Genomic DNA, 21749 nt, shown 5'->3' on the forward strand with positions numbered 1-21749 from the left:
GCCGTTGCACCCATTTTCTTTCGGTCGGAGTCGGTAAAGAAGAAGTCCTGACTGCGACGTGTTTTACGCAAATTGGCGATGCGGCCACGCAGCAATGTTGCGGGCGCCGGCGATGTTGTTTCGATAGTCATTCCGAGCCCTCGCTTGCCGTCAACCCAACGCCTTTGAGTGCCTTTTCAAATTCTTCATGCTGCTTGCCCGCTTCCCATGGAGGACTATTCGGCGACTTGCCAAACGTACATTTTTCAAACCAGCTCTGCAAATCGTTATCCGAGAAATACCAGATCAGAACTTGTATCACGGTGATTACCACAGCGACCTCCCAGCCAGCCAGGAAGAGTGCCGCCCGTCCTATCATGAGCAACGCACCGCGCTCGCCGACGGCAACAACCACCTCGCCCGCTGCCACACCGACTGCTTCCCGGCCCGCTGCGTTCGCTGCGGCAGCCCGTGCAGCTGCGGTCGTACCTCCTTCGGCGGCTGTTGCGAGGCTGGCAGTTCTTGCGGTCGCTCCGGCAATACCAGCACTTGCCTTTCCTAGCCAAACGACACCGCGTCCACCGGTAATTCTGGCTATCATTGGCGCGCTTGATGTTAGAGCCGTCAAAAGGTTAGCGGTGGTCGCGGCGAATCCCAAGCCGCTCTTGATGAAATAGAGTGACGCCAGACAAATCTTGCTGTCCTTTACTTGATCCACACCTTTTCTCGCGTCGAAGAACGCGCCAATTGCGGCCGATGCGCCGCCAAAATAACCCGTGATGGCCTTCAGATTAGCCGCAGTCTGAGCGGCGTCTTTTGCCATCGCCGCCATTGCTTTGCTCGATGCTTGCAAGCAAGCAGATGAAGCAGAAAATCCGCTCGCCACCAGCATCGCATAATCTTCTCCGCTCTTATCGACTTTCGCCAGACTCGCACCAAAGCCAAACAGCTCGATGATCGCCAACGTCCCGCCGATTCGAATCCCCGCAGCCGCCTCGGCGCCCTCACTCGTCAGCTTGACAGCGTTCCACTTCGCCCGAAGCACGAGCCCCCTTTCATCCGATGCGAGAGTCTCTAGCGCTTGCGCATATGCTTCCGCAGCTTTTACGCCCCTTGCCCGCAACGCACGGTAACCGCTTTCCAGCTTGGCGCGCAACTTCGGCTCGACGTTCGCCGATTCCTTCACCAGGCCAAGAGTGTCAGTCTGGCTAATGCCGACCCGCATCATCAGCGCACCGCGTATCAGGAACGCTCCCGCGCAGTCGCTTACTTTCCCCATCCCCGTCCACTTGAAAAGCGCATTGGCGATCGTGATGCTCAACCGGTCGACTTGAAGTTTCTTTACCGCACGCTCCGTAGCCGAGATCGCGTACTGGTGCTCCTTGACTTCGCCCATTTTTTCGCGGAATTCGACGAACGTTTTCAACTTCTCCAATGGCTTGACGATCTTTTCGAGAATTTCCGCGATATCTTCCGCGCGCGTCGCCTTATACGCTGTCGCCTTTGCGAGCAATTCCTTAATTTCCACCTTCGGTGCTTTCTGGTTGAACGCGAAGGCCCGCCACACCAGACTTGTCGGTTGTGTCGGATCCATGTCGTTCACCAGATCGACTACAACCTGAGCTCCCTTCTCTTCTGAAGGTAGCCCATTGATCGCCTCGTTCACCACGCCCTCGAACGCAGTGCCATTAGGTACGTCGTTTTCATGGTAATCATGAAGCGTAGCAAGCAGCAGCGGTGCTTTCAGCCATGCGGCAACGTCTGCCGTTCGGTCAGCCTGTAACTGGTTCACTGCGGTTTGCATAGATTGGAATGCACCGCGAAATTGCTGGAACCGGGCTTTATTAAGCTTATCCAGGTATTTCGGCCACTCCGCCTCGCCGATCTCTTTCGCTTCCGACGGGCTGATCTTTCCCGCGTCCTCTATGTTCTTTTGTGAGGCAGCTTCCTGTTCGGGCGAAAGCATCGTCGGTATGCCGTCCATTGCGCCCGGCGAATTGATCATCGCCTCCCAGCCCGCTTGGCGGGCCGAACGCCAACGGCTTTTGGAGGCAACTGCACCGTTCTTTACGGCAACCTCCGCCGCTTCGATCGATTGCAGCGCATCGATTTCTTTGGGTAATTCCTGTATGTAGCGTGTCATCATAACGGCAGCGTCGTTGCGATAGCCGTTCAGTTCGTGCACGTTGCCGATGCCGTCCCAAAGTGCCAACAGCATCGGGGGATGATGCTTGCCGCCTTTGATTTCACCAACGCCATTCATAAGTTTCACAAGCGCAACGCTCGCCGAGGCCGGTGTAGCCTGGCGGATATGCAATGGATAGCGCGTCGCTTCGTGCTTCAATATATTCGCGTTGACGCTACCGTTCGAATTGCTGACTTTTTGCTTTGGCAATTGCAGCAACCTGGGGTCGAAGCCCGGCATGTACTCCACGACGGTATCGACGCTCTGCTCGGTCGCAACCGCAGCGTGCTCATTGTGTGCGCCCGCAATCCATTTCGCCGGTTGGATGCGCTGCATGCGCTGCGCACGAAGTGCCGCGTCGCCCGCATACAGTTCGAAGATGTCCTTGTGCCATGGGTACTCGGAGAAGGCGATATAAACATCACCACATTTTTCCGGGCGTTCGATCGCAATAATGTCCATCTGCACAGCGATGCTCTTTTGCGCGCACGCAGGATGGATCGTCGGTGCAGTGGCAAGGGGCAGCGGCTGCTTCCACAAGCGTCCATCCTCCGTTACGGTGTACGCTTCCCAGTAGTTGTTGCCGCGCGCGCCCTTTGCATAGAAAAGGTAGAGCCACCCTTCGCGCAATGTGCGCAGACCGTAGTGATGCGCCGTCAGGGGGACATCTGTCACGCCTTTACCGCTAATGCCGGCCGGCAGTTTCGCCCCCACAGTCTGCGGCAGTACGGTATACCGCACCGGGAGGATCGGTAAACCGGTCTTTTCGCAGTTAGCGCATTTTGGGTCGGTCGTTGCCATGATGATTTTTCGTGTTCGATTATTGGACGCAATGGTCGGAGTCTTTCACGCCGTCGCTACTCAATGATTAGTCTGTGCTTCAGGGGATCACGGACTCGTCATATTCAAACGAGGCTCGATATCAGCCTGCATCCACAGGTTGCCTGATTGCCATGACGCGCTATAGGCATACCGTTGTCCATCATCGATTCGTCCCCCTCGATGATGACATTGGGTTTGACGTCCTCATGCTTTGGACAGGAGACTTCGTCACCCTTGCGTGCAACAAATCGGCCGTCAAAAGACATGGTCCGTGATGCTGTGATCACTTTGCCGCCGTGATCAGTGTCGTCATCGAGACGAATGAGATTCATCATGGAGTCGCCTCCTTCCCTACCGTGAAACATTGCCAACCCTATTGGTGTCCATCGCGTCGTCTACGAACGATTTACTTGTAACGGAAGTAATAGCGGCCGTAATTCGCGAGGGTATTGGTTCCGCGGTGCTCGCGTGAAGTCTTGCGAAGGTTGATGTTTTCCACGTCCGGCCAGCCATAGGTCCTAAAAACTGTCTCAGCCAGGCGGACGAAGCCCATCAGCCTCAGGGAAACCCGATAAAAGATGATGCCAAATGCGACAAATCCGCCAACACCGATCGTGGCCATGGAAACTGCATAGGCATACAGATCGCTTGAAATTCCACCCTTAAGATAGGTCCCGATTACCAGGATTGCATAAAGGATGAAGAAGGTCCACAGCATGATCTTCGTCATGCTTCGGTAATGCGCCCGTCTTCCTGCCGTGGCGTGTGGATACATCGCTACTATGTCGTCGCCATCGCGTTTGACCGAATAGACGATGTATCGATCGTCTGCCAGCTTCTCTGCGACTACTTCGACTTCGTCGCCATTGCGCATTGGCAATAGCCATAGCCAACCCTGCATTCTCTTGCCGTCGAGTTCGAACTCCACCCATTCAGCTTCTTCGTCCGAGTTGGACGCCATACTGACGAGTCCGATGCCTGCCGCACCCATACCCATCGCTGCAGCACCGACGGCGGTCGCACCAAGCTGTCGTTGCTGCACCTGCGTCAATACGAAGTCGTGACTGCGTCGCGAACGCTCAAGCTTCGCGATGGTGCCGCGTAGCAGGACGGTGGAGACGGGTTTTTCCTTGGTTTTTTTCATGAGACCTGGGCCATGGCATCCGTAAAATCTTTGTCTTGTTCCGAGTTCTTCGTGTAGACGGGGACGCTGTGATCCGTCACACGATAGATCGTTTCCCGTCCGGTCCCGAAAGCGCATCGCGAACACCACGCCTCTAGGGCATCGGGTGTCAGCCAGTCAGCTAGCAGCTGTAGCAGGACCAAACCGATCGTTGCTTCCCAACCCGCTAACATACCGATCGCGCGCAACCCCGCAATTACGGCGATTCGTTCGGATACCGCCTCAACTGCCGCAATCACTGCTTCCGTACCATAACGAGACGCGATCTTCTTAAGCAACGGAGCTGATGTACTGATGGCGTCCAGAAGAACTGCAGTACCGGATAGGCCGCCTGCAAGCGTCTTGATACCCAAAGCCCCGACTACATCAAACTGGTGTTTCACAATTGCCGTGTCTACATGTTCCCAATCTGTCCATGCTGAGACAAATGTACCAAAGCTGCTCAGGCTTGCCCCCAACAGCTTCCAGCTCAGGGAACGCGTCGAATTTTTCAACACCGCGTAGTAAGGCGTCATGCTGATCGTGATAAGCGACGAGCACAGAGACGCGCCAGATTGAATCAGCTTGAGCTTGGTATCTTTGTCCTGTGCCCCGGCTAAAAGATGGACGAAGTTCACCGTTTCCAGCAGTGCACTTACAACTGCAATACGTCCCATGAGAAGCGGTTTTTTGCCCTCGTCAGCTAACTTTACCTTGTCCCATGTTTCGTACAATTCTTTGGTTGCTTTAGATGCTCCCTCAGGCGCAGCGCTGCGCAAAGCCGCACGCGCCACCAGCAAACGTTTGATTGTATCGAGGCGGCTTATCTTCTCGAGCTCAGCCTGTTTGCGAACCAGTGCGATAGCGTCCTCGTAGGGCACGCCGGCGCGCTGCAACAGAATCGATTGAATAAATTTTTCACCGACAAGATCACCAAGCTGGTTAACTCTGAACTTGGCGAAGATCGCATCGCCGACGCTCATACCGAATTGATCCGCGCCGAGGCGTTGCATTAGCCCTGCGAGCGGCGTGATTTTCTTGGGGTCGGTTTCCAGCGCTGTTTGAGCGAGGCTTTTATAGTAGCCAACCAGTTTTTTGGTGGAAGCCGCAATCGACACGAATTCCTCGAAGGCTGTTTCTAGCGGCGTAGCCTTATGGGCTTGTGCGGCCTTCAGCGCCTGGCCAAGTTCCTGGCGGGCATCCATCTGATTCATGGCCACGACACGCCAAATCAGGCTGCCCGGCTGCGTCGGATCCCATTGGGTGAGCAAACCATCCACAACCGCTTTACCCTTTGGAGTGGACGCCAGACCGGCAACGGCGTCGGACACGATGGTTTCGAAGAGCAACGCATCGTGCATGTCGCCGGCGTGGCAGTCTTCGAGCGCCGTTAGCAGCAGCGGCGCATTAATCCATTTCCCCACGTCGTCGCTGCGCGTTTCCTGCAACTGATAAACCGTCGACTGCAAGTCTTCGTACTTTTTTCGGAACGCCTCAATGTCATCCCGTTTCAGTCGTGCTTCGTACACCGACCACGCACGCTTCGTACTGTCCTTGACGTTGCGATCGTGGAATCCGGGGCGCGCCTGCGCATAAGCGCGCGCCTTATTCATGACATCATCGCGGTATGCGCCGATATAAGGCGCAGTCGAGCCGGCACTGCCCGCGCTGCTCATCCGTCCCATCTGAATCAACTGCATTTGATAACTGCCCGGAATGTCGTTGGCAGCCATCCAGTCCATGTCGTCGTAATAAGCGTTGATCTGGTTGGCTCGCGCCGCGTCAGCACCGGCTAGCGCTCGGGCGCGTTGCGCCGCCAGCGCCGTCCGCGCCTCCGGTCGGCCAAGCGGTGTCATTTCATGCGCTTGCCTCGCCATACTCTCCTGGTTATTGAGCGCTTGCTCCATGCGAGACTGAACGATCTTGTGCGCGGCATCGATGTTATGCATCGCGGTAACCTGCAGCGCGCGCTCGGCGACGTACTGATCAAACCACGACGCGGGATCGTTGCGGAATCCGTTCAATTCGTGCACGTTACCGATGCCGTCCCACAAGGCCAGCAGCATTGGCGGGTGATGCTTGCGGTCTTCCGTCTCGCCAACGTTGTTCATCAATTCAACGAGCGAACCACTCGCCGACGCAGGGGTGGCTTGACGGACGTACAGCGGGTACCGCGTCGCTTCTTTCCTCACCCAGTCTTCTTTGTAATTGCCGCTCTCGTCGCTTAGCGCAGCATTTTTTGGGTCGAGCAACCGCTGCGGTTCCAACAGTTTCGGATCCAGGCCAGGCATGTACTCGACCACATCGTCGATACTTGCTTCGGTGGCAACGACAGCATGACCGTTTTCGTCTTTGCTGCCCTTAATCCATCTCGCAGGCTCGATCCACTGCATCCTCTTGTTTCGCAATGTCTCGTTGTCTGCGTACTGTTTGAAGATATCGCTATGCCAGGTGATCTCGGAAAACGCAATGTACACGCGGCCTGTGCATTTTTCCGGTTGCTCAATCGCAATGAGGTCCATTGGCACGGCAATGCTCTTTTGCGCGCAGGCGGGATGTGTAGTTGGCGCATTCGTGAGAGGTAGCGTTTGCTTCCACAAACGACCATCTTGTGTGACCTTGTACGCCTCCCAGTAGTTACTACCGCGCGCGCCCTTGACGTAAAACAGGTATAGCCAGCCTTCACGCAATGTGCGCAAGCCGTAGTGATGCTCATGCAGCTCGATGTTCGTGACACCTGTACCGCTCATACCGCCCGGCAGCTTCGCAGTAACGGTTTTCGGGAGTACGGTATAGCGCACAGGCAAGATGGGCAACCCGGATTTTTTGCAATTAACGCAGTGTTGTTCGGTCGGATCCATACGTACTCTGACGGCTTGAAAATGGTTTGACGTCGATTACCGCGCCGCGGACGAAAGCGACTTGTCGTCCACCCAGTTACCGCGCCGGATTTCTTCTATTTCGTCCGGAGACAGTTCGCTCACAGCCGCCGTATAAAAGTCGTCCGGTTCTCTCTGTCGCAGTGCCCGTGTCACTTTTGGATGTCGATCGAATACAGGGTGCCAGGCCAGCGCATGGCCGATGAACGCGATGATGTCATCGCGGTCGCTTAATCCGTATTGCTCCGCACGAGCGGCGCTAGCGACTGCCGCCTCGACCTCTTGCGGATCGGGCTGCCGCCCCGTTGCCTGCATATGCAGGCCCAGTGCGCGGTTGACCAGTCCGTGGCGATGAGTTGCCTGCCACTGTGCATCGGTTAGAGTCAGATCGGCTAGTGATGTATCCGTACTCGTGTAAATGCATGGCTTGCCGCACGCATCTAATGCGTGCCAAGCGCTCACCGGTCCTAGTAGTGCTTGCTGCTGACCGGGTGACAACATCGGCCAAAGCAGGCTGAGCGCGCGCGAGTCGTAAAAGCGCAATGCGCACTGGCGCCCGCGGTTATCCGCCTGCAATACTTGTTGTGACCAATGTGCGGCGACGACGTCAGCCGAGCCGTTGCTGGCCAGCCAGCCGCCGACACGTTGTCCAAGGCCTTGCGCTATGGAGTCCGGATGCCGATCATCGAACGCAAGGCGCACGCTTTCCGCCAGCAAGTCCACGCCGTCCGGCGTTGAGAGATCGAGTTCGACGAGGTAAGGACGGTGTTCGTCAGGAAATGCTTCGTGCGCGATTGTTACGATCGCGTGAAGTTGTTCGGAGATGGGTATCTTTTGTTCCAGACTCTCCGGGAAACCGAGTCGACTCGGATCGATCGCAAGGAGACAATGCATATCAGGACGTTGGCTGAAATACGCCCTCAGCACGCGGACTGTCTGCTCAACGGCCGAAACTTCAGCCGCTTGCTCTTTCGTATGCGCTGCAACGCGCGGCGCACTCGCATCGCGATAGTTCAACGATTCCATGGCCGCCTCAGTCCAGTATGACGCTAGACGCACTGTCCGCCGATGCCGCCGCGGTCTTCCACGAACAACCCTTCACTACGCTAGTGAGGGGGGAGGGAATACGCATCGACGCGGGCCCGGATTTGTCCCATGCCGCGCATTTTTCGAGGATCTTGCCCGCTGTCCCGTTCTCGATCCCGTCGGGTGTGATCTTGATATACGATCCGCCTGCGCCGATCCAGACTTCCTTGTCGGCCGATAGCACGAGTTTGCCTTCGCTGCTGGTGATCGTGAAATCCTTGAGCGCGGCGAGCGTCATCTCGTCGCTTAGTGCTTTCATTTCTACTTTGCCCTTGGCCGCGAACAGCTTCATTCCCGCGTTCTGCACGAAGAGACTGATTTTTTCCGAAACGCTTGCGAGCAAAGACTTACCCGTTGCGATGTGAGTACTTTGCCCACTTACGATATTGACGTGCTGATTGGCCGTGATTTGCGTCGAGTCCTGCGTCGACAGGCCCAAGCCGGAAGGACTCGCCACCAGCATGATCGGTGTCGAGAAACCGTTGGCGTTCCCTGTGCCACCGCCGGCAGTATGGCCACCTGAGCCGCTGCTGCCGGACGTGCTGTGTTGGGTGGCATCAGTGAACTTTTTCAGTGCATTCTGACCGTCCTCGAGACTCTCCGCCTGGTTTGCGCTACTTGCTTCCGACAGCATCTCGACCACGCTTTCCGCGCTGACCAGTTGTTTGTTCGCCTCACTTACGTCGAGCGGCTGGTTGGCCGTGGCCGAATACGTGGATACGTACAAACCTCGCCCTGCACGAATTGCGCCGTAGGCATCCGATTTCAGATCGAAGCCGTTGCCGAGAAACGCACCGCGGTTGTTATTCGTGTGCTGCACGAGATAGCCGAGGTGCAAATGCGAATTCGCGCTGCTGCTGTAGAGTTGCACGCGGTTCTGGCCCGTGGAATCGTCCATCACCATCTGGTTATAACCGGTGCCTCCGTACTCTTTCGAGCTGTAGCCGGACAGCAAACCGTTGGAATGCCATTGCGGCTTGGTGTCGCCGTTATAGAGCCGCGATATGACAACCGGCCTGTCGCAATCACCGCCGACATAATCGATCAACACTTCTTCACCGACTCGGGGCATGTGAACGCCGCCGTAGCCGTTCCCGGTATCCGCTTGTGCCGCGCGCACCCAACACGAAGCCTGTTCGTCGCCGCTGTTCAGGCGGTCCCAAATGAACTGCACCTTGATGCGGTTCAGTTCGTCTGTATAAACCTCTTCACCGCTCGGTCCGACGACGATCGCCGACTCGAGATGCGTCTGCGGCTTCCTGTGTTCGAATGGGCTGCGATATGGAACCGTCGTGCGCTGAGCTTCTATCTCTACGCGATAAAACCCTTCCGAGCCATCCGCGTGCGGCACTTTGAATGTGCCCACTCCCGTGTGGCTGTCGCGCACTTGCAGCAATGTCGCTTCCAGGCTGTTCGGGAAACCCGCCGCCGGTCCGCCGATCGGCAAGTTGTTTTCGATTACCCACGCGGCCTCGATCACGGCGAACTCTCTCTGATCAGCCGCGTCCCGATCGTGATCGGGATGGCCGCTCAGTGTAAAGCGCAGTCCGGCGTCGATCCCTCGCAAACCACCTTCGCCATGGAAACGCTTCGCGCGCGATTCCCATTCTTCCATCCGGAATTTGGACAACTGGTCTCCGCGTTCCTGTTTCGGATAGGTGTACGCTCCGGTGTACTCGTAAACCTCGGCTTGATCCGGTAGCGAGCCCTGATTGGGCATGGTCGGCACGTTGGTGCCTTTCGGGTTGAATTGGGTGGAGGGACTTTTGTAGTCGAAGGTGCGTGTGGTGAGCGTCGTGCTCTGCAACGTGCGCGTACCCGACCACTGCGTCAGCGCGTCAGTCTCGCTGCTGATCCCCGCCCGGTAGAACTTGACCGTTTCAGGAGACATGGCCTTCGCAGTTGCCAATCGATCTGTGATCACCAGCGTATGCGATTTGCCGTCCTGCGCCTGTTGCCAGAGACCGAACAAACCTTCCGACTCCAGCAAGCGATGCACAAAGTTCCAGTCGTCTTCATCTTGCCGGCAGTATGAACGGGACGGCAATGGCTGCGACAAGGCGAACTGAAACATCCCATGCGCCTGAGGATGGGCATTGAATACGTCCGTCACGATTTCATCAGCGGTCTTGTCCTGCCAGATGCGCTGGTCGCGGCGAAACTTCAGAAAGTACATCCACGACGCGAAGCCCAATTGATAGCTCGTGAGCCCACTGTCCGAACCGAGACGTCGTGCGGTGTGCACATAGCCGTTGTGCGGCAGATATGATTTGTCGGCCTGCTGGATCCACAGCGTAACTGGCTGCGCGATCAGGGTCTTGAGCTCGACGCTGCTCGACGCGGATACCACGTCGATGGTGAATTCGAAGTGGCGGCCAATACGCGAGCGGCCTACCGCACGCTGGGGTACCAGCGCGTTCGCCCCCAACGGCGTATCGAGTTTAAGCAGGCGGTCTTGCTGAATTAATCCGCCCGTGATGGCGTTTATCCCGTCTTGCGTGCTCATCGCGAATCCTTTCGTTTTTCGCTTTCTTATGGATGAAAGCCCACCCGGTTATTGCCGTCGGTCATCACATAAGACCGACCTCACTGTTAAAAGCAACCGGGCGCAATTCCAATCTGTTAATGCATCAATCGCAGCGCGTCAAACTCGTGCCAAACGCTGACCCGCATTGGTGTCGAATGGAATATGCGAATGGCACCGCGCGACGCCACGGGCGAAGCTCGCAGCATTATCCGCGATAATACAAAAGGTAAGACGAAAGCAGCAATCTAAACGGGAAATCAATTGTTAAACCGGTAGTTATTGCGGAGGGGCCCCGGCACGCGCGTTGCTGGCGAACTTTTTACTTGCATCTTGGCGACGGACCGCCGGCCACCCAATTGTTTGCTGTTAATACTGCGCCGGAAAGCACCCTACGGTCAGGCGAAAACACATCTCCGTTAGTCGCTCACTGTAGGGCGCAGATGCGGCCGACGCCATTTGACCGCTAGGTTGCGCTCGCACAATCGAGTAATGTGCATAGATCTACTTTGAACGCCCTTTCAAATCGAGCAAAAATACTGATCTCCGACGCATTGAACCAAGGAATATGGTCCTTTTCTGTATCGGTCGATGGTGCAGCTCACTAGAAAACGTCTTCCGGAGGGCTTCACATATCTCACGTTATACGATCAGTGCGCGTTGCACCTTCGTATAACTCAAAACCGGGTTCTAACTGATCTGCGATTTATGGCAAAGTGGTAGCGGACGACCCACCTGACATACCGAAAGCACTAAGCGCGTGGCGCACGGGCGACGAGAGCGAACCGCCCGACAAATGCTTGCCACCCCTTGGTGGCTACACCGAGTGAATTGCCCGACTCGGCGCGAGCGGCGAGCCCAGCTCAAGGAGCTCGTAAACAGTGGCGACAATCCGTTGCCTGCGTGTTGGAAAACCGGCTTTCCAGCGCCAGCGCAGCGTAAGAAGCGGTATAGCGACGGCAGACCAGACAGCGAGTACTCCACAAAAGAAGAACGCGACAAATGACGGATCTTTCCGCTGCAGCACGGCTAGCGCCAGGAACAGCGCGAGCATTAACGCGGCAAGCGCGAGCAGGTAGCGGTGTTCGCTCCCCGGCGGAATGCGCGTTGCGGCAATCCGTGCATCGTCCCCTTGCCACCGATAGTGGGCCACATAGGCGCAATCGTCTTCAGCGTTCTGCAGCGCGTACACGCGCCTTGCTCCGCCCGGCACAGTAACTTCGTCGAGCACGGCGACGATCGCCCGATCACCTTCGGCTAGAAACGGCTCGGAGTCCCATTGCCAGTGGCTGGTGAAGAACACCATCTTTTCGCCGGCGATCTCAAATCTGTAGGTTGCGATCTCAAGGAGTGACGTAGTAGCGAATGGGGTAGATGTGTCCAGCGCCACGTTCTTTAGACGTCCCTCAATGCGCTTGATGTTGGGCAATTCAGCTGACATGAGATTCACCGTCTGATTCGACTGCTGCACGCGCGGACGATCGGGCAAGATAGCGCGCCATCACCGTTTCCATCAGGTCGAGGACGCGGCGACGCCGAAAGCAGTTCCACAGCTTGCCGATAGACCCAAGGCCCATCACCAGGGCGAATGTGGCGACGGAACCGGCCAGTGCGCCTGCGACTCCAAACAGTAGAGCCCACCCGTATGGGACATGGAGCATCAGGAAAAACATCAGGCCCGCGATTGCCGAGCCCATGCCCAGAAACTTCAACGTCGTGGGCATCTCTCGCCATGTTTGCTGTGTCAGCGCTTGCCTCGAATCCCGCGCGACGATTGCATGGCCCTGATAGATCAGCCAGTCAAGTTCATGTGTGCCATCGATCTTTTCGTAGACGCCGGCCATCACCGATGCACGATCGCCGGCGATTTCCCGCAGCGATTGCGAGTTAGCATGAAGCCAACGTAGTTCGCCATCGATTCTGGTTCCATTCAGAACGAAACGCACGCGGCCGCGGTCAGGCGGACGCGTGACGGCTACGCGGTAGTGTTCAATTGTCCCTTCCAGTACTTTGATCGCCAACGCATAGCGGTCGCATTCGAGTGGAATAGTTTCTTTCATTGCGGTGTGATCGCGATGTACCGTTCGAATAGTACCGGCGAACGGCTCGCTGTAGTGACACCGTGACGGACACTCACACCGAATATGCAAAATGCTTTAATCGCATTAATCGAATGCCTGCAGAGATCCGCCGGGGGTATTTTTTGGCAAACTGACGCGCTGATTACACGATATTTCTCAGGAATAGTCTTGGACTAACCTTCTTGTTCTTCCGCTTATTAGGCTGCTAATAGTCATGGGTATCATTGTGATGCCGTTCATGTCCAGCAGTTTCAAAGACAGTCCGCGCCAATTGGCGCGGATCGCTTAAGCCGAATCGTCGACGCAACGATATCCATCGGACTGCCCCACCATCAACTGCTGCTAGCTTCGCCTCTTTCTGACGTCGCGCGAAAGCGCTCAAACATCAATATTCCCCGCCCTCAACGCATTCGACTCAATGAAAGCCCGCCGCGGCTCCACATCATCCCCCATCAGCGTCGTGAAAATGCCATCAGCCGCGATAGCATCCTCAATCTGCACACGAAGAAGACGACGCACGGTCGGGTCCATCGTAGTCTCCCAAAGCTGCCCAGGGTTCATCTCACCGAGGCCCTTATAGCGTTGCTTTGAGATATTCCGCTCAGCATCAGCCAGCAACCACTTCATCGCAGACTTGAAGTCAGTAACAGCCATACTCCGCTCACCGCGCTTGATAACGGCGCCAGCGCCAATCAACCCCTTAAACGTATTCGCGGTATTCACCAACTGCTGATAGTCGGCAGTCAATTGAAACTCTTCATCGAACACGGAGATTTTCTGATTGCCGTGATGCGTCCGCGCGACCTTCAGCGAGCGCAATTCACGCACCGGGTCATACATGGTCGTAACCCTAACCTCGGGCTTCAGAGCATCATCGCGAAGCTTAGCCTCAAGCGCTTTAGCCGATGTCTCAGCGGCCGCCTCGCTGGAAAGGTCAATAACGACCCCGTCCATCACAGCCTCTAGCGCGCCCGCGTCATACAAGCGGCTCAACCGGTTCACCACCGCCTGCGCCAGCAAATAAGCCCGAGCCAATTCGCCCAACGCATCGCCGGTAATCGGCGTAGCATTCTCAGAAGCCAACAGTTCCGAACCCTGCAACGCGAGCTTGAGGATGTGAGCATTAACCTCGCTCTCGTCCTTCAGATACCGCTCGTCCTTGCCCGCCTTGATCTTGAACAACGGCGGCTGCGCGATGTAGATATACCCACGCTCGATCATCTCCGGCATCTGCCGATAGAAGAACGTCAGCAGCAGCGTGCGGATGTGCGCGCCGTCCACGTCAGCATCGGTCATGATGATGATGCGGTGATAACGCAGCTTATCGAGGTTGTAGTCTTCCTTGCCGATACCGCAACCAAGCGCCGTGATCAGCGTCACGATCTGCTCCGAAGAAAGCAGCTTGTCATAACGCGCCTTCTCCACGTTCAGCACCTTGCCGCGCAGCGGCAAGATCGCCTGGAACTTGCGGTCGCGTCCCTGCTTCGCCGAGCCGCCTGCCGAGTCGCCCTCGACGATATAAATCTCCGACTTCGCCGGGTCCTTCTCCTGGCAATCCGCGAGCTTGCCCGGCAGACCGACGCCATCGAGCACGCCCTTGCGGCGCGTCATCTCACGCGCCTTGCGAGCGGCGTCACGAGCGCGCGCGGCGTCGACGATCTTGCCGCAAATGATCTTCGCGTCATTCGGCGTTTCCAGCAGGAATTCCTCGAGCGCCTTCGCCACCACGTCTTCCACGGGCGCGCGCACTTCCGACGACACCAGCTTGTCCTTCGTCTGCGCGCTGAACTTAGGCTCCGGCACCTTCACCGACAACACGCACGAAAGCCCTTCGCGCATGTCGTCGCCGGACGTCTCGACCTTCGCCTTCTTCGCGACTTCGTGATCGGCAATGTACTTGTTCAGCACACGCGTCATGGCCGCGCGCAAGCCGGTCAAGTGCGTGCCGCCGTCGCGCTGCGGAATGTTGTTCGTGAAGCACAGCACGTTTTCGTTGTAGCTGTCGTTCCACTGCATTGCCACTTCCACGCCCACGCCGTCTTTCTCGCCGCTCACGTGGAAAATGGTCGGATGCAAGACGCTCTTGGTCTTGTTGATGTACTCGACAAAACCCTTCACGCCGCCGACAAACGCGAAATCGTCCTCTTTGCCCGTGCGCTGATCGGTCAAACGAATCCGCACGCCGTTATTCAGGAACGACAGTTCGCGGATGCGCTTGGCCAGAATGTCGTAGTGATATTCGACGTTGCCGAAGATCGTCTCGTCGGCCATGAAATGCACTTCGGTGCCGCGGTTTTCGGTATCGCCCACCACTTGAATCGGCGACACAGCCACGCCGTCGATCTCTTCGATCACGCGATTCTGCGGCACGCCACGGTGGAATTCCATGAAGTGCTTTTTGCCGTCGCGGCGAATCGTCAAACGCAGCCACGCCGACAGCGCGTTCACGCACGACACGCCCACGCCGTGCAAGCCGCCCGACACCTTGTAGCTGTTCTGGTCGAACTTGCCGCCCGCGTGCAACTCGGTCATCACGATTTCGGCGGCGCTGCGCTTCGGCTCGTGCTTGTCGTCCATCTTGAGACCGGTCGGCACGCCGCGGCCGTTGTCGGTGATCGAGATGGAGTTGTCCGCGTGAATGATCACCTGGATGTCGTTGCAATAGCCGGCCAACGCTTCGTCGATCGAGTTGTCGAGCACTTCGAACACGAGGTGGTGCAAACCGGTGCCATCCGATGTATCCCCGATGTACATCCCCGGCCGCTTGCGCACCGCCTCCAGACCTTCGAGGATCTGAATGGACGAGGCGCCGTAGCTGTTGTCGGGTTGCGTATTGTTCGTTTCAGTCATGGATTTTTTCCGGTTCTGCATTACTGCTGGGTTGCTGCTCGGGACTTTTCAAAACACCATAAAAACGCCAAAGGGGCGCTGCGCCCCTTGGTGTGTTCTTGGTGTTGGACGCGTTAGATGCGCATCGGCATCACGACGTATTTGAATTCGTCGTTCTCGGGAATCGTGATCAGCGCACTCGAGCTGGCGTCGCCAAGGCTCACTTGCAGCGTGTCGACCTTCAGGTTCGCGAGCACGTCGAGCAGATACGTGACGTTGAACCCGATGTCGACGCTGTCGCCGTCGTACGCGATTTCCAGTTCTTCCTGCGCCTCTTCCTGGTCGGCGTTGGTCGACATGATCTTCAACTGGCCCGGCTCGATGATGCAGCGCACGCCCTTGAATTTGTCCGACGTCAGAATCGCGGCGCGTTGCAGCGAACGCTGCAGTTCTTCACGGCCGATCACGAACTGATTCTTGTGCGACTTCGGAATCACGCGCTGGAAGTCGGGGAATTTGCCTTCCACCAGCTTCGACACGAGTTCGACCTGGCCAAACGTGAACTTCACCTGCGTTTGCGCGATGTCGATCTTCAGCGTGTCGTCGATATCTTCCAGCAGACGCTGCAACTCCAGAATCGTCTTACGCGGAATGATCACTTCCTGGCGCGCAAACGAGCCTTCAATCTTCATCGACGAAAACGCGAGGCGGTGGCCGTCTGTCGCGACCGCCATCAACTGGTCGCCGTCCACCACCAGCAGCATGCCGTTCAGGTAGTAGCGAATGTCCTGCTGGGCCATCGAAAAATGGACCATGCCGAGCAACTGGCGGAACGTCTTTTGGGGAACCACAAGGTTCGCGCCGTAGTCTTTAGCTTGCGCGACGGTCGGGAACTCGTCCGCGGCGAGCGTTTGCAGCGCGAAGCGGCTCTTGCCGGATTGCACCGTCAGACGCTTGTCGTTCAGCGTGAGCGTGACCTGGCCGTCGGGCATGGCGCGCAGGATGTCGAGGAGCTTTCGCGCTGCCACCGTGGTCGCCACGGTATCGCCGCCCACGCCGAAATCGGCGCGCGTGGTGATCTGCAACTCCAGGTCGGTTGACAGGAACGACACGTCGGGGCCGTTCTTGGTAATCAGCAAATTGGCGAGGATCGGCAACGTATGGCGGCGTTCGACAATGCCACTCACGGTTTGCAGCGGCCTGAGGAGGTTATCGCGTTCGGTCTTGACCAGTTGCATAGAGTTCCTTCGTTGATATAACGGCCTGCGCGCCTTCGAGCCGTTCAAGGCATTTCCGGCATGCTGCCGTGGCTCCCCGCCGGCGCCACGCAGCGCCCGTCACGGCGTGAAATCCGCCCGCGGCCGCGCCGGGCGGTTAAACCTGTATTGTGCCTGAAAAAGGAACCGCCTCACTAAATTGGGGGCGACTTTGGAAATAAACAGGTCGATTTTCCCGCCCACCACCTAGCCCTTGCCTAGCCCTTCAGCGTCTGCTCCAGCACGTGCAATTCGTGATTCAGCTGCGCGTCCTTGCTGCGCTCGTCGGCGATTTTGCGCACCGCGTGCAGCACCGTGGTGTGGTCGCGTCCCCCGAAAAGCTCGCCGATTTCCGGCAGACTTTTCTGCGTGAGCTCCTTCGCCAGATACATCGCGATCTGCCGCGGCCGCGCGATGTTCGCCGGACGCTTCTTCGAATACATGTCCGCGACCTTGATGCTGTAGAAGTCAGCGACGGTCTTCTGAATGTTCTCCACCGAAATCTGCCGGTTCTGTACCGTCAGCAGATCTTTCAGCGCTTCTTTCGTTAGTTCGATCGTGATCTCGCGGCCGTGGAACTTCGAGTACGCGAGAATTTTCCGCAGCGCGCCTTCCAGTTCCCGCACGTTCGAGCGCAAATGTTTCGCGACGAAAAACGCCACATCTTCATTCAGGCTCACGAATTCCGACTGCGCCTTGCGCATCAGAATCGCGACGCGCATTTCCAGCTCGGGCGGCTCGATGGCGACCGTCAGGCCGGAGTCGAAGCGCGAGATCAGACGGTCGTCGATACCCGAAATTTCCTTCGGATACGTGTCGCTGGTGATGATGACCTGCGCCTTGTTCGCGACGAGCGCCTCGAACGCGTAGAAGAACTCCTCCTGCGTGCGCGATTTGCCCGAAAAGAACTGAATATCGTCGATCAGCAGCAGATCCAGCGAATGGTAGTAGCGCTTGAAGTCGTCGAACGCCTTACGCTGGTAAGCCTTCACGACGTCCGACACGTACTGTTCCGCGTGGATGTAGCGGATGCGCGCGCCGGCCTTGTCCATCAGCAACTGGTTGCCGATTGCGTGGATCAGGTGAGTCTTGCCGAGGCCCACGCCGCCATACAGGAACAGCGGGTTGTACGAGATGCCGGGATTGTCCGCGACCTGGATTGCCGCGGCGCGCGCCAGCTGGTTCGCCTTACCGGTCACGAAGTTGTCGAAGGTCAGAACCGGGTTCAGCTTGGAACGCTCGTACATGGAGTCGTTCTCGCCGTTGCCATTCGAACTCGCGCTCTGGCCCGGACGCCATGTGCGGCGCGCCGCTGCGGCTTCGTTCGCGTCGAGGCTCGGCAGATCGAGGTCGGCGGCATCTTCGGCCGCCGCGCGTGCGTTGGCGTTGTGCTCGGCTGCCGCACGGGCATTCGCGTTGAGGTTGGCCATTGCGCTGTTAGCGCTGTTCGGGCCGTTCGCGCGCGTGGCCTGCGCCGCTTGCACGGCGCCAACGGCCGCGTCCACGGCAGCGGCATTGCCCGCGCTGCCGCCCATGGAATTCGGCGCGGAAGCCGGACGCGCCGCAGCCGGCGCGGCTGCCGCAGGGGCGCGCATGCCGGCTTTCGGGTCCAGTACGAATTGCACGTCGACAGGCGCCTGCCAGAAATCGCGGGCCATATCAGCGATGCGACCGGAGAACTGGCTCTTGACCCAGTCGAGCTTGAAGCGGTTCGGCGCGGCAATGCTGAGCGTGTTCGCAGCGGCGTCGAAGGCGACCGGGGCCAACGGTTTGATCCACGTCACGTACTGCTGGGGCGTGAGCTCACGCTCCAGCAATGCGGAACAGTGTTGCCAGAATTCGTTCATCGAGTGCTGTCGTTATGGTGTGCACGCGGTTCGCCGCAGCCCCCGTCGCGCGCACGCAACAAGGCCCGGAGCAGCCAGGCGTAACAGCTCCAGGCGCTTGCGCCACAAGGGTTTGCGGGACAAGCGAGCCGGAGCGGCGTGCAATATTTTTGGGAAGTAAGGCGAGATTCTAACGCCAAATCGGAGGCGGAAGGGAGTTATCCACAGGGACGGATCATCCGCCGAAGCGGGCCGCGCGCTCGCGCCGCACCGGCTAAACTATTGACGGTCAACGAAAAACGGGTTTAAATAGCGGGTTCCGCGAAAACCAATTCAGTAAACCTCCGGCCATTGCGCTTTCAGCGATGATCGCGCGGTTTTTTTTCGATCAAGTGAGAGCAACATGAAACGTACTTACCAACCTTCCGTTACCCGTCGCAAGCGCACCCACGGCTTTCGCGTTCGCATGAAGACCGCTGGCGGCCGCAAGGTCATCAACGCACGTCGCGCGAAGGGCCGCAAGCGCCTCGCCATCTAAGGCAGGCGAGCGGATTGCGCGCTCTGTCCGTGCCAGGCGACAACCGCGGCGAAGCGGAATCGGCAGAGGCGCCGCAGCAGGGTTCCGTACCGTTGCGAGCGCAAGCCGCCTTTCCCAAAGCCGCAAGGCTACTGAAAACGGATGAATTTTCATCCGTTTTTCGTTTGCGCCCCTGGCGCCGCACCGCGCACTTCGTCGTGTACGGCCGGCCCACCGGCAATGACGCTCGCCTCGGCCTCGTGATCGGCAAGAAGTATGCGCCGCGCGCGGCCACGCGTAATCTGGTGCGCCGGATCGCGCGCGAAGCCTTCCGGTTGCGTCGCGCGGAATTCGGCGGTTGGGATGTGCTGCTGCGTTTGCACACGCGCTTTGACAAGAAGGCTTTGCCGAGCGCCGCGTCGCCGCCGTTGAAGGCGCTGTGCCGCAGCGAAATCGAGGCGCTGCTCGACAAGGCAGCGCGCGAAATCACCCGTCGTCAGGCGCCGCCCGCGGAAGCGCCCAGGACGGAATGACGTTCAGATGACCGCCCGCCTTTTCGCTCGTGCCGCCACAGCTTCGGCAGCCACGGCCAGCGGGCGTCGTCCGGTATTTCACGTTGCGCGGCGCCGTCCGGCCGCATGAGCCATGCAAACGGTACTCATCGCTTTATTGCGCTTTTACAAGCTTGCCGTCAGCCCCATGCTCGGCAACCGGTGCCGTTTTTACCCTTCCTGCTCTGATTACGCGCGCGAAGCAATCCAGTATCATGGCGCCGCGCGCGGGACTTATCTCGCCGCCAGGCGTATTTGCCGCTGCCATCCGTTTTCCGCGGGCGGCATCGATCTCGTCCCGCCTCCCACTTCTGAAAAGCGCTGACGCGCCGTTCCATCGACACTGAGACAACGCATGGATATTAAACGCACCGTCCTATGGGTCATCTTCTTCATGTCAGCGGTCATGCTGTTCGACAACTGGCAACGCGACCACGGACGCCCGTCGATGTTCTTCCCGAGCGCCACGCCGACCAAGACGGCCGGCAGCGCCGCACCGGGAACCACGACGCCGGGAACCCAGCCCGCCGATTTGCCGGCCACCAACGCAGCCGCGCCGGCCAACACGCCGGCCGCCACGCAATCGCAGCTCGTCAAGTTCAGCACCGACGTCTATAGCGGCGAAATCGACACGCGGGGCGGCACGCTGTCGAAGCTGTCGCTCGTCAAGCAAGGCGACGGCAAGCAGCCGGATCTCGTCATCACGCTGTTCGACCGCGCGGGCAATCACACGTACCTCGCGCGCACGGGCCTGCTTGGCGGCGATTTCCCGAATCACAACGACATCTACACGCTGATGCCGAATCAGCAGACCGAGCTGAAGGGCGATCAGAAATCGTTCAGCCTGAGCTTCGAGTCGCCGGTCAAGGGTGGGCTGAAGGTCATCAAGACCTACACGTTCACGCGCGGCAGCTACGTGATCGGCGTCGACACGAAGATTCAGAACGTCGGCACCGCGCCGGTCAGCCCGTCGGTGTACATGGAACTGGTGCGCGACGACCAGCCGGTCGAAACGCCGCGCTTCTCGCACACGTTCATCGGCCCGGCTGTCTACACCGAACAGAATCACTTCCAGAAGATGACGTTCGGCGACATCGACAAGAACAAGGAAGACTACGCAAAGCAGGCCGACAACGGCTGGATCGCGATGGTGCAGCATTACTTCGCGTCGGCGTGGATTCCGCAGCAGGGCGTTAAGCGCGACATCTACGTCGAGAAGATCGATCCGGCGCTGTACCGCGTCGGCGTGAAGCAGCCGGTTGCGGCCATCGCGCCGGGCCAGACCGTGGACGTCTCCGCGCGTCTTTTCGCCGGTCCCGAAGAAGAGCGCATGCTCGAAGGCATCGCGCCGGGCCTCGAACTGGTGAAGGACTACGGCTGGGTGACGATCATCGCGAAGCCGCTGTTCTGGCTGCTCGAAAAGATCCACAGCTATGTTGGCAACTGGGGCTGGGCAATCGTGTTGCTCACGCTGCTGATCAAGGCGGTGTTTTTCCCGCTGTCGGCCGCGAGCTACAAGTCGATGGCGCGCATGAAGGCGATCACGCCGCGCATGCAGGCGCTGCGCGAACGCTTCAAGGGCGATCCGCAGAAGATGAACGCCGCGCTCATGGAACTGTACAAGACCGAGAAGGTGAATCCGTTCGGCGGCTGTCTGCCGGTCGTGATCCAGATTCCGGTGTTCATTTCGCTGTACTGGGTGCTGCTGTCGTCGGTGGAAATGCGCGGCGCGCCGTGGGTTCTGTGGATTCACGATCTGTCGCAACAAGACCCGTACTTCATCCTGCCGGTGCTGATGGCCGTCTCGATGTTCCTGCAGACGAAGCTGAACCCGACGCCGCCCGATCCGGTTCAAGCCAAGATGATGATGTTCATGCCGATCGCGTTCTCGGTCATGTTCTTCTTCTTCCCGGCGGGTCTCGTGCTGTACTACGTGGTGAACAACGTGCTGTCGATCGCGCAGCAGTACTACATCACGCGCATGATGGGTCAGTCGAAGGCAAAGCCGGCCTGACGCCAGTCTGAAAAGACGCAGCAAACGTAGCCGCAAAA

The 21749-nt window shown here is 58.2% G+C and carries 15 protein-coding genes; 4 read left to right on the top strand and 11 right to left on the bottom strand.

What is annotated here, in order from left to right; genetic code table 11:
• Positions 1–127: 127 nt before the first annotated feature.
• The 11 genes from C8K18_RS22635 to dnaA form a co-directional block, all read right to left on the bottom strand.
• Complete coding sequence (locus C8K18_RS22635) at positions 128–2965, bottom strand: T6SS effector BTH_I2691 family protein (RefSeq protein WP_107711084.1); 2838 nt, start codon at positions 2963–2965, stop codon at positions 128–130.
• Positions 2966–3069: 104 nt separating this feature from the next.
• The gene (locus C8K18_RS22640; protein ID WP_107711083.1) at positions 3070–3321 is read right to left on the bottom strand and encodes a PAAR domain-containing protein; all 252 of its coding nucleotides are present in this window, start codon (positions 3319–3321) and stop codon (positions 3070–3072) included.
• Positions 3322–3392: 71 nt separating this feature from the next.
• On the bottom strand, positions 3393–4130 hold the full coding sequence (locus tag C8K18_RS22645) for a putative type VI secretion system effector (protein WP_108506361.1): 738 nt from the start codon (positions 4128–4130) through the stop codon (positions 3393–3395).
• Positions 4127–7009: a T6SS effector BTH_I2691 family protein gene (locus C8K18_RS22650; RefSeq protein WP_107710085.1), complete on the bottom strand. Its 2883-nt coding sequence runs from the start codon at positions 7007–7009 to the stop codon at positions 4127–4129. The genes C8K18_RS22645 and C8K18_RS22650 overlap by 4 nt, the downstream gene beginning before the upstream one ends.
• 36 nt (positions 7010–7045) lie before the next feature.
• Positions 7046–8053 carry a DUF4123 domain-containing protein gene (locus C8K18_RS22655; protein WP_107710083.1) on the bottom strand — a complete coding sequence of 336 codons (1008 nt, stop codon included), beginning with the start codon at positions 8051–8053 and terminating at the stop codon, positions 7046–7048.
• 7 nt (positions 8054–8060) lie between these two features.
• Positions 8061–10619 carry a type VI secretion system Vgr family protein gene (locus C8K18_RS22660; RefSeq protein WP_107710081.1) on the bottom strand — a complete coding sequence of 853 codons (2559 nt, stop codon included), beginning with the start codon at positions 10617–10619 and terminating at the stop codon, positions 8061–8063.
• 835 nt (positions 10620–11454) lie between these two features.
• Positions 11455–12078: a hypothetical protein gene (locus tag C8K18_RS22665; protein WP_053857314.1), complete on the bottom strand. Its 624-nt coding sequence runs from the start codon at positions 12076–12078 to the stop codon at positions 11455–11457.
• A complete protein-coding gene (locus C8K18_RS22670) occupies positions 12068–12697 on the bottom strand; it encodes a hypothetical protein (RefSeq protein ID WP_107710079.1) in 630 nt (209 codons plus the stop codon). The genes C8K18_RS22665 and C8K18_RS22670 overlap by 11 nt, the downstream gene beginning before the upstream one ends.
• Positions 12698–13096: 399 nt before the next feature.
• On the bottom strand, positions 13097–15568 hold the full coding sequence (gyrB, locus tag C8K18_RS22675; RefSeq protein ID WP_006050600.1) for a DNA topoisomerase (ATP-hydrolyzing) subunit B: 2472 nt from the start codon (positions 15566–15568) through the stop codon (positions 13097–13099).
• A gap of 113 nt (positions 15569–15681) precedes the next feature.
• Positions 15682–16785, bottom strand: a complete 1104-nt coding sequence (gene dnaN, locus C8K18_RS22685) for a DNA polymerase III subunit beta (RefSeq protein WP_006050601.1) — start codon at positions 16783–16785, stop codon at positions 15682–15684.
• Positions 16786–17021: 236 nt separating this feature from the next.
• Entirely contained in the window at positions 17022–18650 is a 1629-nt protein-coding gene (gene dnaA, locus C8K18_RS22690) for a chromosomal replication initiator protein DnaA (RefSeq protein ID WP_029971174.1), read from the bottom strand.
• 382 nt (positions 18651–19032) lie between these two features.
• On the opposite strand from dnaA, the gene rpmH reads away from it, so the two are divergent.
• The 4 genes from rpmH (at position 19033) to yidC (ending at position 21711) form a co-directional block, all read left to right on the top strand.
• Positions 19033–19167 carry a 50S ribosomal protein L34 gene (gene rpmH / locus C8K18_RS22700; RefSeq protein WP_004198824.1) on the top strand — a complete coding sequence of 45 codons (135 nt, stop codon included), beginning with the start codon at positions 19033–19035 and terminating at the stop codon, positions 19165–19167.
• Between the two features lie 14 nt (positions 19168–19181).
• On the top strand, positions 19182–19679 hold the full coding sequence (locus C8K18_RS22705; RefSeq protein WP_006050603.1) for a ribonuclease P protein component: 498 nt from the start codon (positions 19182–19184) through the stop codon (positions 19677–19679).
• A gap of 112 nt (positions 19680–19791) precedes the next feature.
• Positions 19792–20022: a membrane protein insertion efficiency factor YidD gene (yidD, locus tag C8K18_RS22710; RefSeq protein WP_006050604.1), complete on the top strand. Its 231-nt coding sequence runs from the start codon at positions 19792–19794 to the stop codon at positions 20020–20022.
• Between the two features lie 30 nt (positions 20023–20052).
• Positions 20053–21711 (top strand): membrane protein insertase YidC, encoded by a 1659-nt coding sequence (gene yidC / locus C8K18_RS22715; RefSeq protein ID WP_006050605.1) that lies wholly within the window; start codon positions 20053–20055, stop codon positions 21709–21711.
• Positions 21712–21749 lie beyond the last annotated feature (38 nt).

Origin of the sequence: Paraburkholderia sp. GV068 (assembly GCF_003058125.1) — a bacterium.
GTDB lineage: Bacteria > Pseudomonadota > Gammaproteobacteria > Burkholderiales > Burkholderiaceae > Paraburkholderia > Paraburkholderia graminis.